The following is a 14,006-nucleotide window of genomic DNA, read 5'->3' on the forward strand; positions in this document are numbered from 1 at the left end:
ATGCAGAGTTGCTCTACCGAGGCAGCACCATCAACCTCGCCGGCCACATCATGTTGCCATAACAGCCCTTGACCAGCCAGCAGGCTATTCGTCCGCCCTGCGTGCCAACCGCATCACACCTCTGGCATCCAAGGCAGTCGCCGTGAGCGCGTACTCACGGGAAGTCATGTCGCAGAGCACATCGGCGTAGATGAACAACTGTGAGCGGAAAGATTTGCGGGGAATGCGGCGAACGCTTCAAGCCGTCGCGCACGTCGCAGCGGTTCTGCACTTCCCGGTGCGCCAACAGACAGCGGGATCGTCGACGGCGGCATAAGGCAAAGGGCACGCCACCCGCCCCCGGCGCGGATGCTGCTCCAAATCCACGCGCCAAAGCATCGGCGCCACGGGCACGCCAGCACACCCCCGATGCCCGTTTGTCTGCAGCCCTGGTAACGAGCAGTCAGCTTCTGGATTCGCTGCATGCCCAGCTCAGATCCCAAGCGGTGGACATCGACCACTTGGCGGCAGAGAACGCGGACCAGCGAGACGTCATCAAGAGCCTCGGCGTGGACCTCGATCGTTACCAATCCACCCACAAATCTGACGCCCAGGACTTGATTCGCCTGGCCGGCAAGCTGCTGGCTCTGTCCCAGGCCACCGGCCTAGGAATAGACGACACCACCAAAGCCATATTCCGCCGGCGAGGGTGGACATCCTCCAGCCGTCATTGGGAGGCACGGAAGCGATGACCATGTCCATCGCCCGGCTATCCGCACAGTCGGGCCTGAGGTACCTTCTGAAGACCACCATGTTAGACGATCTAACGGTCGCTCCCGCCGATGCCACCACGTACTACATGAAAGCGGGAACGCCACAGGGGTGCTGGCTGGGTTCCGGCCTTCAAGGCATCAACCGGACCAGCAGAGACCTCATCACGGAATCTGATGCTAAAGCTCTTTTCGACCACGCGGTCCACCCAGATACCGGCACTCCTCTGGGACGTCCGCACGGCCAAACCACGGTCGTCCAGAACAGCCAAGGCCGAACCGAAACGCGCCACGCCGTCGTCGGTTTCGACCTCACGTTCAGCGTTCCCAAATCCGTGTCCGTCCTCTGGGGCCTGAGCCCCCGCGCTCTGCAGGACCAGATTCTCGAAACCCACCACGACGCCGTCGATGCCACACTGCAGTGGCTCGAAGAATCAGTCATCCACACGCGGGTCGGCCGCAACGGCGTCGCCCACCTCGGGACCCGCGGCGCCATCGCCGCCGCGTTTGACCATTGGGAGTCCCGTGCCGGAGATCCTCAGCTGCACACCCACCTGGTCATCGCTAACCGCGTCCAACGCGTCACCGACGATGCGTGGGTCACCCTGGATTCGCGGACGCTCTACAAGGCGGCTGTCGCCGCCAGCGAGCACTACAACGGTCTTCTCTTCGACGCACTCCACCGGAATCTCGGCACCGACGCCGACATCCGTGAGCCGGACGCGAGCACACGCAACCCCAGCCAGCAACTCACCGGCATCGACCAAGTACTGATCCGCGAATTCTCGAACCGCTCCCGCCTCATCGATCTGGAAACTGACCGCCTCGTCGCCGAATGGACCGTCGGCCACGGCACTCCCCCAACCGCCACAACCATCATCAAACTCCGCCAGCATGCAACACTCTCCACCCGCAGTACCAAGCCGGAATCCGTAGCACCACTCCATCAGCTCTCCGCACAGTGGCGGGCACGCGCGGCCGCCAAAGGCTTCGAACCCAGCCTCATTCTCGCGAACACCGTTCGACGCTCCCGCACGGCCCCGTACAGTACTGGTGACTTCAAGGCCGACTGGATCGTCGCTGTCGGCTCACTGACCCGCGAGCGCGTCGCGGCAAAACGCGCCACCTGGAACCGGTGGAACCTCCTCGCGGAAGCTGAACGGGTCTGCGCGGACATCCGCTGCAACACGCCCGCGGACCGGAACACCATGATCGATGCCGTTGCCAACGCCGCGGAAAACGAGTCCGTTTCACTCAACGAGTACCGTTACACCGTCCCCGTCAACGCGCAGCCCGACCTCCGCTTCGCAAACCGCAGCATCTTCGACTTCCATGGCTCCCGGCTCTACACAGACACGGCAACCCTCGCCAATGAGGATGTCGTGATGGCAGCCCGGAACGACGACGGCGGCCCGGCTGTGAGCGCGGCCGTCGCCATGGAATCGCTCGCTGGCTACCAACACCATGGTCGGCTCGAACTTCACAGCGACCAGCGCGCCGCGGCGGCCCAGGTACTACTCAGTGGCAACCGGCTCGACGCCGTCGTCGGCCCGGCCGGGACCGGCAAGACCACCACCCTCGGCGCGGTCAAAGAAGCCTGGGAAGCTGAATTCGGGCCCGGAACCGTCACCGGTCTGGCACCGGCAGCGGCTAGCGCCGAGGTCCTTGGGCGAGAGCTAGCGATGGCCACGGAAAACGTCGCGAAATGGCTCTACGAGTCGGCCGGCCAGGGCGCCGGCCGTCGGGCGGCACAATTCTTCGACATAGAACGACTGCTCACCGTCGGCGCTACTCCCGGTCCGCCATCCCTTCGGCTCGTTCAGAGCGCCGCCCTTCTATCGTCCGAACAAGACAGGTGGCGCTTCCATCCCAATCAGCTGATCGTCGTCGATGAGGCATCCATGGTCTCCACCCTTCAGCTGTCTGCGTTGGTACAGCAGGCCCGGGACGCCGGGTCCAAGGTGCTGCTGGTGGGCGACCCCGGGCAATTGGATGCCATTGATGCCGGCGGTACGCTCGGCTGGCTCGACCGGCAAGGCAAGACGGTACGGCTGAGCACCATTTGGCGGTTCGAACAGAAGTGGGAGCAGGGCGCATCGCTCAAGCTCCGTGCCGGGGACTTCGCGGCCATCGCTGACTATGACCGGCACCAACGCATCAAACACGGCTCGTACATCGATATGGTCGACGAAGCCTACCTGAGCTGGCAATCTGACCTCCAAGAAGGCAAGTCATCCATTCTCATCGCGGCCGACAACGACACTGTAAACATGCTCAACGAGCGCGCCCAGTCCGACCGCGTCGTCCAGGGTTCCGTGGATGCGGAACACACGGTGCCGGTCAGCGACGGATCTCGGGTCGGCGCTGGCGACACCGTCATTGCCCGCCAGAATCACCGCAGCATCACCGACAGCAGCGGTAACTTCATCCGGAACGGGACCATGCTCAACGTAGTCCGTACTGGTAGGCGCGATGGCTCGCTTACGGCGGTCCGCCTGGACACAGGCGCCGAGATTGCCCTTGCCCGGGAGTATGTCGAGGCCTCGGTTGAACTGGGTTATGCGACGACGGCCCACCGTTCGCAGGGCATCACGGTGGACACCGGCCACACAGTGGTGACGCAGGGCCGACTCACCCGGGAGCTAATGTACGTGAGCATGACCCGCGGGCGAGCGGAGAACCACGCGTATGTCAGCGAAAACGATCCTTCAGACGACGAGCCCATGGATGATACCGCGCAAGAATCGTGGCGCCAGGTCCTGGGTGAGGTCCTGGCCGCCGAAGGTGCTGAGCGCACGGCCCACGAAGTCCGCGACACCGAGCGGTCGAAGGCGGACAGCCTTGAGCACCTCAGTGCTGAATTCGACTACCTCGCGCAAATCGCAGCCTCCGAGGACCTTATTGTGTTCCTCAAGGCCCTCGCGCTCGGCAAAGCCTCGGAGATCCGACAATCGCCCTCGTGGGGCGCAGCTGTGGCAGCCTGGCGCCAGGCTACTGGCCTGAGCCGTCCCAGCACTCAACGTATTGTGATCGCCACCCTACAAACAGACGCGTCGGCTCGAGATATGGCGGCTGTCATCCACTCCCGACTTCGTCAGTTCCTGCCCGGGATGCCCACAGCTGGAATTGATCCCCCGGCTGAAACTGTTTGCACCGCTCGTCCCGATCTGGCCGACATGATCAACCAGGTTCAGGACCGGATCGAGCAGCGGATGACCAATGTCGCCCGCGACGCCATGATCCATGACACCGATTGGAAACGGGCGCTCCGGGAGATCTTGGGTCCGAATACGCTTGCGGAGCATGCGACGACCGTCATCCGTCAAGTCGCCATCCATAGAGACCGATGGGGTATCGAGGAGTCCCCTCTCCCTCTAGGGCCACTTCCGAATTCACACGAATGGGAACAACGGGAGCAGCGCGCAAGGATTACCAACCTTGTTGACCAAGTCGCCCTAGCGTCTGCCGGCTGCAGGTCGACGTCGATGTTGGTTGATGACCTGACTACACGAGGGGACAGGCTTATAAATATCGGCTGGCAAATCTAAACTGGTTAAGAAGGTACTCAATGGATGAAAACCCAGTCCTGAAGCCGAAGCTTGCGACAACTGCGTTGGTACTGACCAGCGTGGCCCTCCCAATCTGTGTCACATATCTTCTTGGGGCTTTGATCACCAGCTGGCCGCCAACCTTGCTGCTGCAAGCGACAACGATTGCAGTCCTACTGGCTATCACAAGTGCCGCCGCCGTCTGGCTGATGCGTCTACGCCAACTTCGTATCTGGAGAGCGGCTACAAACGAGAAGTGGAATCGCTTCGATGAGGCAAAGCTGGCGCACCGCACTACAGCAGAGGTCACTGTTCTGAGTGTCGACTCCCTCGAACCTACGGGCTCCTGGATAACGATCAGGTGGAATCGCTTCAATCACGTTCAAAGCGCCTGGATCGAAGCGATTCCTGATCCGATCTGGCCTGGCTCAGTTCTGCTGCTTTCGCCGGATCCAACCCAAGTCAGACCGGGAGTCCCTTGGCCGACAACTTATTTCATACAAGCTTCAGACTTTCTTGCTTGGGCACCGGTCTGTGAGGCGCGGTTGAGACCGTAGCGGAACCCCTAGGGCGAGCTGTTGAGCTTAGGACATCAGGATCTCGTTGCGCTCAGCCCTATGAGTCCCACTTAGGACACAAGCGCAATAGATGTGTAAGTCAGGTGGGTGATGAATGGCCCGCAGCGGAGGGTGCAGACTTTGGTGACGCCATCTGCCGAAAACTTGGCCTGAACTCGAACTGGCAATGCTCAAGTGAAAAAATACGGGTCGTGTCCATGTAACTCCGCGGAGTTGTAACGCTTGGGGATCACAACCGTCTTCCGTCTGAGATCTTCGGGGATGAATGTACAGGTCTGACCCACCGATACTATCTATCCATGACCGAAACCCAAGAGATCGAGAACGCTGGATCGACTTTCACCCAAGTGCTGGACGCCGCGGCGAAGCTGCCGGGCGTAAGAATCAATAGGGCCGCCTACCTGCGAACAGCACTCAAACGCCACTGCACAGAGGAACAGATCAAGAGGGCAATCGCTGAAACTCCAGCGGCAGCCGGTATTCCGCTCAAGGTCATCGCTGAGATCGCAAACACCTCTATCGTCTACGAGACCAGCAAGGTAACCGGCCTCTCAACCCTCGCAGGTATCCCCGGCGGTCTGGCAATGATCGGCACTGTCCCAGCTGACCTCGTGCAGTACATGGGCCACCTGCTTCGGATGGCCCAGAAACTTGCTTACATCTACAGCTGGCCTGATCTGTTCGCCGATGATGGCGAAGAAATCGATGAAGCAACCGAGAGCATGCTGATCCTGTTCGTGGGTGTGATGCTCGGCGTGCAGATCGCCCAGGGTGGAGTGGCAAAGGTCGCGGGCATGATCGCCTCCAATGTGGCAAAGAAGCTACCGCAGAAGGCACTCACCACAGGGGTCATCTACCCGATCGTGAGAAAGGTCGCCGGCTATCTCGGTGTGACTATGACCAAGCAGCTCTTCGCGAGCGGAGTCGCGAAGGCCATCCCTATCGTCGGTGCAGTTCTCTCCGGAGGCCTCACCCTGGGCACATTCCTCCCCATGTCCAAACGGCTCCAAAGACATCTCGCCAGCCTGGAGCTAACCAAGCCAGGGCACCGGACCGAAGAGGCCGAGATCGTCGACGCCGAAGTTATCAACTGAGCCGAAGTCCGATTGCTCGGTCTTCAAGGTGTCCCGTTCCTTCGGGACCGGGACACCTTGCCACTGACCGAAGTTGACGAAGGTGCGTAATCTGGTCATCTTGAACACCAGCTGACTGAGCAGGTCTATTCCGGGGAACGCAGAGGGATTGCGCCGGTGTCGGTGCGTGATTGCACCGGCCACAATAGTTCAACGATGTCTCCCAAGACCGAATGTCTTTCATGGAGTGCCGCGGGGCCGAACTCTGGTATCGCCCTCAGCTTGAGACCGGTCCCGGCAATGAAGTCGGTGAAGTCTTTCTTAGCCTTGTAGGTGTCCTCGCGCAGTGTTTCATTCCAGTAGAGGCTGTTGGAGTATGACCGGAGCTTCTGGGCGTACGGTTCGTTGTTGCTGGAGATGTTGTCCCGCCCCCTGAGAAGAAGGATTCCGCCTAGCCGTGCACGCTCGGATTCGAAGCGCTCGTCATCCCCATCGAACAGCGCCCTGTTTTCCGCATTATAGGACAGGATGTGCTCAATGTGAAAGCCGTTCTTAGGGCCTGTTTTGGTGACCAGGTCCTCGATTGAATGCTTCATCTCCTTCTGCATCCCTTCAGCGATGAATCTTTCGATCCGCGCGAAGAAGTACCGTGTGAAACGGCTGCCCAGCCGATCCACCGTCATCGTGTTGAAGAGCTGGCGGTTGAATGCGCCCGGGTCCGCGATTCCTCGGCGTAACGCGATCTCCGCTGCAAGATGGATTTCAAACACTTTCGGGATCTCGTCGGCCGTCCTGTTCCGCAACTCCGCGGCTACCAGGAACATACGGTCCAAAAACTCATTGGAACTGTAAGCCCCCTGCAGGCGAAGAAGAGTCGACATCCTGTCAATGGCTTCAGTGACCGCGGCAATCTTCTCGTCCTCTTCCGGGTCCTGCACTGAACACGCCGCGAGAATGAGAGATGACTGGGAATCAATTTTGTTGATCGCAGAGCCGTTGAAATATGTAGCATCGAACCCTGCAGTGGGGATTCGAGCGTATCCTTGCACCCGCAGATACAGGTTCGTGTAGTAATCGAAGTCTTCGGTCAGGAACTTCTTGACGTCGCTGGGACTATGTTCGAGGTTCAAAATCTTGTTGAGGTCTTGCTTGAACATTTCGCGGTGGTAGTCGCCGTCAAACCGCCGTCCTGCCGAACGGGTGTCCGAATACCTGCCTTTGAGCCATGCTCGAAAGAAGTCATCCACAGTGTCTTCGCCGTACGCCGAGAGCGCTTCAACCCTCGAATCCCAGAGCTCGTTGAGACCCATGCGGGACAATTCATTCTTCTCGATTTGCCCAAGCAACTTCCCCTTGAGGATCTCGTGGGGCTTCAGTTTCACCCCGCGGTCGTTGATGACTTCGAAGACCATGGGGACTTGGGTTGAGTCGACGTCCAGATTTACGAGAACAAGGCGCTGCAGAAAGAAGATCACGAAGGTGTTGAATCGAGTAACTTCGGCGAAGCTACCGTCTAGCTGATCGCTGATGATCCGGTAGTTCGCGACCATGTTCTCCGATGTCACCCCTGAGGCGGTGTCGATGAGGAGGGGGTCAGTTCCTTCGTAGAGGGCGTGGAGGACCGGCAAGTGTCCGGCGTGGTTCATCCAGAACTTCCGGCCGGAACCGGAATGTCCCACAATCTTGCTTTCGATCCAGTGTTGGTGGGAAGACTCAAACCGTCGTGAAAGGTGGAAAAGCTTGATAAGTACTAGCGTCAGAGTGGTGAGCCGCTGCTGTCCGTCCACCACGTAGACCCTCCCGTCCACCCTGTTGGTCACGTAGGTGTTGAGGTAATACCAAGGGTACTTATCCATCACGTTTTCTACAGTGGGTTCGAGGGAGGAGTTCTTACTCCAGGCTTCATCGAACTGGAAAAAGACATCGTCGAGGAGACGACGAACGGGTTCTGACCCCCACTTGTAGCTTCGCTGGTAGAAGTCAATATTGAAAACCGTCTGCGAGAACGTTCTGTCCAGGTTCTCTTTTTCCGGCTGAATTTCCAAGGCAGCTCTCCCCCATGATGGTCTTTCAAGGCCCGCTTCGCTGAAGACGGATGACAAGGACAGCGCGCCCTCCGTGTCAGTCTACTTTTACTGGCCCGCTTCCATCTAGCCAACACATGATGCCAGCAAGCACTTATCACAGGAGAATCGACATGCACCTGCTTGGGTACAGCTATCCATCCAGCGCCTAGATGATAGCTAGCTGGTTTTGCTGCCCTAAATTGCTTGGTCCTGAACGCTGGCGCTGTGAGGTTTCGATGAACACCCTGCGCTACTTCTGCAATGTGCAATGCCAGACAGCGTGCCTAGTTGCTGGGTGCACGTCTTTGGGAAAGTGCCGCATCGTCGGTGGAGTTGGCGTGCACGTACCCTCGACGATGACGACGGTCGCTCGGCCAAAGTGTACTTTCTCAAATGAAGTGACTGAGGCACTCCGGCGCTCGCCGCATGGGAAATCGGGTCGGGGTGCTCACGAACTCTTGTTGGCAGCACTCACGCCCACGACCCGAACGGACCATTCAGCTCTTCAGTAGCTCATCTCATTCCCCGCCGCGCCCCCGAAAGGGTGCGCCACCGCAGGACCTTTCGAGGTGACTTTGTAGGCCGCAATGGCACCCTCCGTAGCGGCAGGCACCGCACGGCCTGCACGCACTTCCGCGTCGAGCGCCGGAACGGGGACATGTGCCATGCGCTGGTACGCCGATGTGCCGAAACGCAGGTCCGGCCCGATCGTATCGGCGACGATCCGACGTGCTTCCCGGCGTTCTCCGTCCTTCTCGTACGAGCGGAATTCGAGTTCCCCCGCAACAGTGACCGGGTCGCCCTTTTTGAGCGATTTCGCCGCGTTTTCTGCTAACGCGCGGAAGGCGGAGACATTGTGGAAGACAGGTTCTCCATCGTGCCAAGTGCCGTCTGCCCCCTGGATTCTCTGGTTAACGGCCACACGTAGCTTAGCGTGGGCCACGCCGCTTTCTCCGATACTCAGCTCGGGGTCAGCGACGAGATTACCCGCGATGCTGACCGGGATCTTGGTGCTCATTAATTTTGTCCTTTCAGATGCCGGCGGGACTCTCCCGCCGGACAGATTTGGTACGGCCATCGTTACGGCCCGGCCATTACTGGCCCATCCACAGACCGCCCGGGCCGTTCCACGCCCATATAGGACGCTGCGGGGTTCACGCGAGGATCTGTGCCGGCAGCGGAGATCTTGCCGCCGAATCCCGGCGGATGGGTGATCTCGAGAATTCCCTTGCTGGCAGCGGTGACGCGGCCAAGTACTGACTTGGCAATGCCCACGCGGGGTCCTGGTAGCTTACGGACGGAGTCGTGGACCATCGCATCGTTCTCCGACTCGATGACAGCGTCAGCCCATCCGGCCAGGTAGGTGGCGGATTGCGGGCCGCGGTCGATCCCGTGAGCCCTGAGCACGGTGTAAGCGACGGATTCAGCTTCGACTTCGGCCAGCCCCCGGTGGTCTGCGCTGCTGCCATAGAGCCGGCCGATCTCGTCGTCAGGCCCATGAAGCAGCACATGCCCAAGCTCGTGAGCGAGGACCGCGGTGCGCTCTTCTGGACCTAACCACGCGCCAACCTGGACCCGGTGTCCGGCGAAGTCCGTAAAGCCGCTCGTCAGCCCATACTGGGCGGCCGTCACATCGACGTCGAACCCGTGTCTGCCGGCGATGACCGTAAGGGATCGCCACAGTTCTCCTGCATCCACGCCAGCGGCGGCACCGCCGCGGGGCACCAATATCGGTGTCCCCTGCGTCTGTGAGACGTCAAAGACTGCCTGCCCGCGCCAGCCGGTGATGACGGTCTTTTCTCCATCCTCGGCGGCGCCGTGCGGCAACTGATCACCCGCCGGGATGCGCTGCCGGTAACCGTCAGGAAGTGTCAAATGCTGAACGCGGGCCGTCCGGGGCGCGATCACCCAAAGTGCATGCTCACCCCGCGACACGGTTCGACCGTGGCGAACCCATTCCCTGTAGCCGGCCACGAGGGTGGGGTGTTCGGTGCCGCGCTGAGCCATCTGCATCATGAGCAGAGCAACGTTGCCGCCCGAGTATCGCCATAACGTGGCTGACGCATCTAGCAGCACCTGCCAATGCGACGGAAATTCAACCGCCTTTTCCAGGATCTTGTGGAGACCATCGGTTAGGGCAGCGATGCGTGCCTCCGGTGTCATGCGCGCCTTGACGCGGTCGCCCGCGCTGAACGCGGCGGATGCCGCCACATCGATGGATTCGTCTTCAGCTTCAGGGGCCACGACAGCCGCCCTCCATACTTCTAGAGTTTCCGCCGAGACAACCCTGCGGATACCCATTCATGTCCTGAAAGACGCAAACAACATGATTTCAGCATTCGTCAGCGATCTGGTGGGAGGTCGTCTGCCACTCAACGAAGCCCGGCGCGTCCAGCCGCAGGATTCTCAACGCGGGCTCCTTGTGCGTTTGCAGTCCGACGCAGCCGGCCGTGCGGGTATGGGTCCGCAAACGCTCGACGGCGTGGGGCAGCCGCTCATGAAAGGCGAGCGGCCCGAAGCCAGAATCATCGATGGCGTAAGAGGCCAGTTCCGCCCGGTGCAGCGCGTACAACTCGGCAACGATCTCGGTGTGGCGCCACCAGCAATCCGGGACCACCGATGTCGTCAGCGAGTACGTGGCGACTAACCATCGGACCCACACTGCCAGGTCGCCCCACACCGTCCCGGCCTGCACCGCCGTCAGTTCCCGCCACCGGGAGGTTACGCCGTTCACTCTCCCGGGCGGCCGGAATGCGGACCTGAAAAGCTCGGCCGTTAGGTCGTCGTCTTCTCCTCCTGCTGAGGGGATCTCAAAGCGTTCGGTGTCATCGTGGCTCGCCATCGCTCACCTCCACGGGTGTTTGCTGCCGCAGACGGTGCCCGTCCGCCAGCGCTTGCTCAAGCTTAAGTTTCGACCGGCCAAGTTCGGCCGCATCCTTACGTTTGTGCCACTCGCGCAGGTCCAACAGGATGGGGCGGGTTCGCCGTCCGAGCATGAGTGCTGTGCCTGTGGGTAGGCGCCGGATCTCATGCAACGCCAAGACCGGGCTCTCCCTGATCTGCTCGCCGTCCTGGCGGCCCTGTGCAGACCAGGAACGGGTATTCAGAACTAAGCTTCTCTCCCCCAGCAGCCCGGCCAGCGACCGGAGGTCGCGCTCGTCAGAACCGCCGCCGAAGATGACCTTGATAATTGCCGAGTCCCAAATGGTTGCCGCCTCATCGATTGACCATCCCGTCCGTGCCTGGGACAGGGACTGCAGGACCACGAGAGTGGATATACCGATGCCGCCGCCGTCGGAGAGCGCTATCGGCAAGCCCGGCCACGGTGCTAGGTTCGCAATCTCGTCCAGGATGAGTGACAGCGGCGGATCCAGCCGGCCCCCAGCGGCGATAAAGGCCATCTCGCGGGCGGCATTGTCGATGTCGTCGATCAGCGCTGATAGGTAGGGCCCTGCTGCGGCGGCTCCGGCGCGTGTGCCGATCAGATACAGCGTGCCTCGATCGCGAATAAATTCCTTGGGGTCGAACTCCCGGGACTCATCTTGGGGGTCCAGAGCGGCGAGCACCTTCGGCGATGACAGGGGCGCCACGGCGGCCGAGACACCGATCCAGGAGTTGGATGTGTTCCGCGGATCGTCCTCCAAAATTCCCATCAGATCGGCCTGCCACCCCAGAGCAGCTTCTGGCCTGCTGAGTACCTCCAACGCCTCACGCGCCAGGACAGGGCTTGAGGACCAGCGGCGAAACGCTTTGACGCCTTCGCCCGAAAGCGCGGCAGCATGAAGGAGGCATTGCAGGATGATCAGCGAGCGCTTTTGCCATGCGGCGTTCTCGCCCTTCATCTCCGTGTCGGCGGTGATGACGAGGGCACGGCGGGTGGCGATGTCCGGGTCCTCGCAGCCTCGCACCGGAGACCAGCGAAGCGTTGAGGGGAGCCCGGACATTCCTTGCGGGTCAAACACAGTGACTGGTCTGTCGTCACTGGCACGGGCCCCCATTGTGACCACCAAGTTGTCTGCTCGGGTGGAGGTAGTGACTACCGCGCCCGGCGCATCGAGAATGGCATTGATGACTACATAGAGGCCCTTACCGGACCGCGGGGCGCCCTGAATGACCATCGATTCCTCGGTGGAAACATGGACGGTGACTCCACGGGAACGCCCTAAGGTCCACGCCACGTCCTGAATCCGGGGCCTGGCCAAGCCGGGCCGTGTGAACTTGCCCCGTCTCCGGACAGCTCTGGCTCCGAAGTCATTGAGGATTTCATAGCGCTGGGCGATGCCCTCCCGCTTCAAGATGTCCTGGCGCAGCCACGCACCTGATTGCTTCCATCGCCTCCAAATCGTGTAGCAGCCGGCGGCGACCACCGCGGCCAGCAGCAGCACCGAACCGACCACCCACCAGACACTTTCCGTCCCTACCTCGCATCCCTCTGTTTGTGGGACGATCCAGTCGATCCTGCCGATGAGGAGTCCGGCGGCGGATCCCGGGTTGAAGTGCGACGGCGGAACACCGCCGCAGCGCCAGAGCATCAAGAGATAGGCCGCGCTCTGAACGAGGACGCACAGGCAAACATAGCCAGTTGTGGCGATAAGCCCCGCCGTAACCAGTGGAGTGTTGTCCCCCGCCCTCCAAATCATGACGGCGCTCAGATCATCCGGTCGTCGGTGCCGAAGACTTCCAACTCATCGGTGGTGACCCTGTTCGCCACGATAAAGGACCGGTTCCCAACCTTCCAGAGCCCGACGCCCTTAGGGAGGTTCTCCACGTGTTCGCATTCAGCTTCTGACAAGCCCAGCGCCTCCTTAGTCAGGCGCATCGCATCGTGCTTTTGCCGGTAGATAATCCTGGTGTCTGCTTCGGTGAGCAGGCCGAGTGCCTTCTGGCGGTGCCCGCTAGTACTGTCGCCGATTTCGTTGAGATCGGCCACTTTGTGCATGATCAGCAAATTCGCAATGCCGTAGGTACGGGCCAGCCGCCATTGCTCGCTCATTTTGGCCAGCATGTATGGGTCGGCCAACATGCGCCAGCCTTCGTCATAGACCACCAACCGTTTGCCGCCGTCAGGATTGGTGACCGCCGCTTCCAGCCAGGTCGCACCACACGCCGCGGCAAGGGACAGCGCCTGTTCCGAGGCACCTATCAACGCGGACGTGTCCATCACCATCATGGGCGCATCAGCGTCGAAGGAGACAGTGGACGGGGCATCGAACATGCCCTCCAGGTCACCGGAAACGGTGCGCCGCAGGGAGTGGCTGACGGCCTGTCCTCCGTCCTTGCCAACCAACCCAATGGTTTCCCTCGACGGTTTCAACAAGTGGTCCAGGACCATCGGCAGCGTGGGATTCGAGTTCTCAGCCACGGTTTCCATGAGCGCCATGTCAAGGGCTGTGTGCTCGACCGGATGTAACGGCATCCCCTGTCGCATGAGGGACACCAAGGCCACCAACAGATAGCGGCGCCGTTGACGGACCACGGCCTGCCACTGCGCCTCGCTCAGCGCACTGGACCGTGGACCGGCATCGAGCGGATTAACCCGGGCCACGCGGCCGGGCCCAACGGAAATAACCTTCCCGCCGACGGCCTTCGCGACGGCGACCCACTCGCCCTTGGGGTCAGAGGCGACGGCGGCCTTCCGACCCAGCGTGATCGACCGGGCCACCAAAGATTTCCCACACATGGACTTTCCTGTCCCCACGGTGCCAATAACGACGATCGATGGGCCGCTGATCACGCCCTTGTCATAGAGAATCCACGGATCGTAGGAGAACGCTCCTGAGCCAAAGACGTCTGTGCCAATGTACGTTCCCTCGTGGCCCAGTCCCGACTCAGTGATAAACGGGTATGCAGCGGCGAAGGTCATGGTGGACGCCCGGTGCGGTGCCGGGCGCAGGCGGTGCGGCCCACGCAGAGAGTTGGCTTCACGGCTCCCCCAGTCGCTTCCGTGCTCCCTTCTGTCGAGCCCGGCGCCGACCCTCTCTACCAAGCTGCG

General features: G+C 61.0%; 9 protein-coding genes. 3 read left to right on the forward strand and 6 right to left on the reverse strand.

All coding sequences use genetic code 11. The features are described 5' to 3' along the window. The first annotated feature begins 485 nt into the window (after positions 1-485). The 3 genes from ACX80G_RS11175 to ACX80G_RS11185 all read left to right on the forward strand — a co-directional run bounded on the left by ACX80G_RS11175 (position 486) and on the right by ACX80G_RS11185 (position 5,969). A complete protein-coding gene (locus ACX80G_RS11175) occupies positions 486-731 on the forward strand; it encodes a hypothetical protein (protein WP_459307715.1) in 246 nt (81 codons plus the stop codon). Then, a complete protein-coding gene (mobF, locus tag ACX80G_RS11180) occupies positions 728-4,297 on the forward strand; it encodes a MobF family relaxase (RefSeq protein WP_459307716.1) in 3,570 nt (1,189 codons plus the stop codon). Before ACX80G_RS11175 ends, mobF begins: the two co-directional genes overlap by 4 nt. Positions 4,298-5,174: 877 nt before the next feature. Further along, positions 5,175-5,969 carry a hypothetical protein gene (locus ACX80G_RS11185; RefSeq protein ID WP_459307717.1) on the forward strand — a complete coding sequence of 265 codons (795 nt, stop codon included), beginning with the start codon at positions 5,175-5,177 and terminating at the stop codon, positions 5,967-5,969. Between the two features lie 125 nt (positions 5,970-6,094). Here the strand turns inward: ACX80G_RS11185 and ACX80G_RS11190 are convergent, their stop codons facing one another. From ACX80G_RS11190 to ACX80G_RS11215, 6 genes are all read right to left on the reverse strand, one after another. Then, positions 6,095-8,050, reverse strand: a complete 1,956-nt coding sequence (locus ACX80G_RS11190) for a DUF262 domain-containing protein (protein ID WP_459307718.1) — start codon at positions 8,048-8,050, stop codon at positions 6,095-6,097. A gap of 469 nt (positions 8,051-8,519) precedes the next feature. Then, positions 8,520-9,032 carry a single-stranded DNA-binding protein gene (locus ACX80G_RS11195; protein WP_459307719.1) on the reverse strand — a complete coding sequence of 171 codons (513 nt, stop codon included), beginning with the start codon at positions 9,030-9,032 and terminating at the stop codon, positions 8,520-8,522. A gap of 62 nt (positions 9,033-9,094) precedes the next feature. Further along, on the reverse strand, positions 9,095-10,258 hold the full coding sequence (locus tag ACX80G_RS11200; protein WP_459307720.1) for an ArdC-like ssDNA-binding domain-containing protein: 1,164 nt from the start codon (positions 10,256-10,258) through the stop codon (positions 9,095-9,097). Positions 10,259-10,346: 88 nt separating this feature from the next. Continuing rightward, a complete protein-coding gene (locus tag ACX80G_RS11205; RefSeq protein ID WP_459307721.1) occupies positions 10,347-10,856 on the reverse strand; it encodes a hypothetical protein in 510 nt (169 codons plus the stop codon). Then, positions 10,840-12,546 carry a type IV secretory system conjugative DNA transfer family protein gene (locus ACX80G_RS11210; protein ID WP_459307722.1) on the reverse strand — a complete coding sequence of 569 codons (1,707 nt, stop codon included), beginning with the start codon at positions 12,544-12,546 and terminating at the stop codon, positions 10,840-10,842. Before ACX80G_RS11210 ends, ACX80G_RS11205 begins: the two co-directional genes overlap by 17 nt. Positions 12,547-12,662: 116 nt before the next feature. Continuing rightward, positions 12,663-14,000: a putative type IV secretion/conjugal transfer ATPase gene (locus tag ACX80G_RS11215; protein WP_459307723.1), complete on the reverse strand. Its 1,338-nt coding sequence runs from the start codon at positions 13,998-14,000 to the stop codon at positions 12,663-12,665. Positions 14,001-14,006: the final 6 nt, after the last annotated feature.

Source organism: Arthrobacter glycogeni (genome assembly GCF_054510815.1).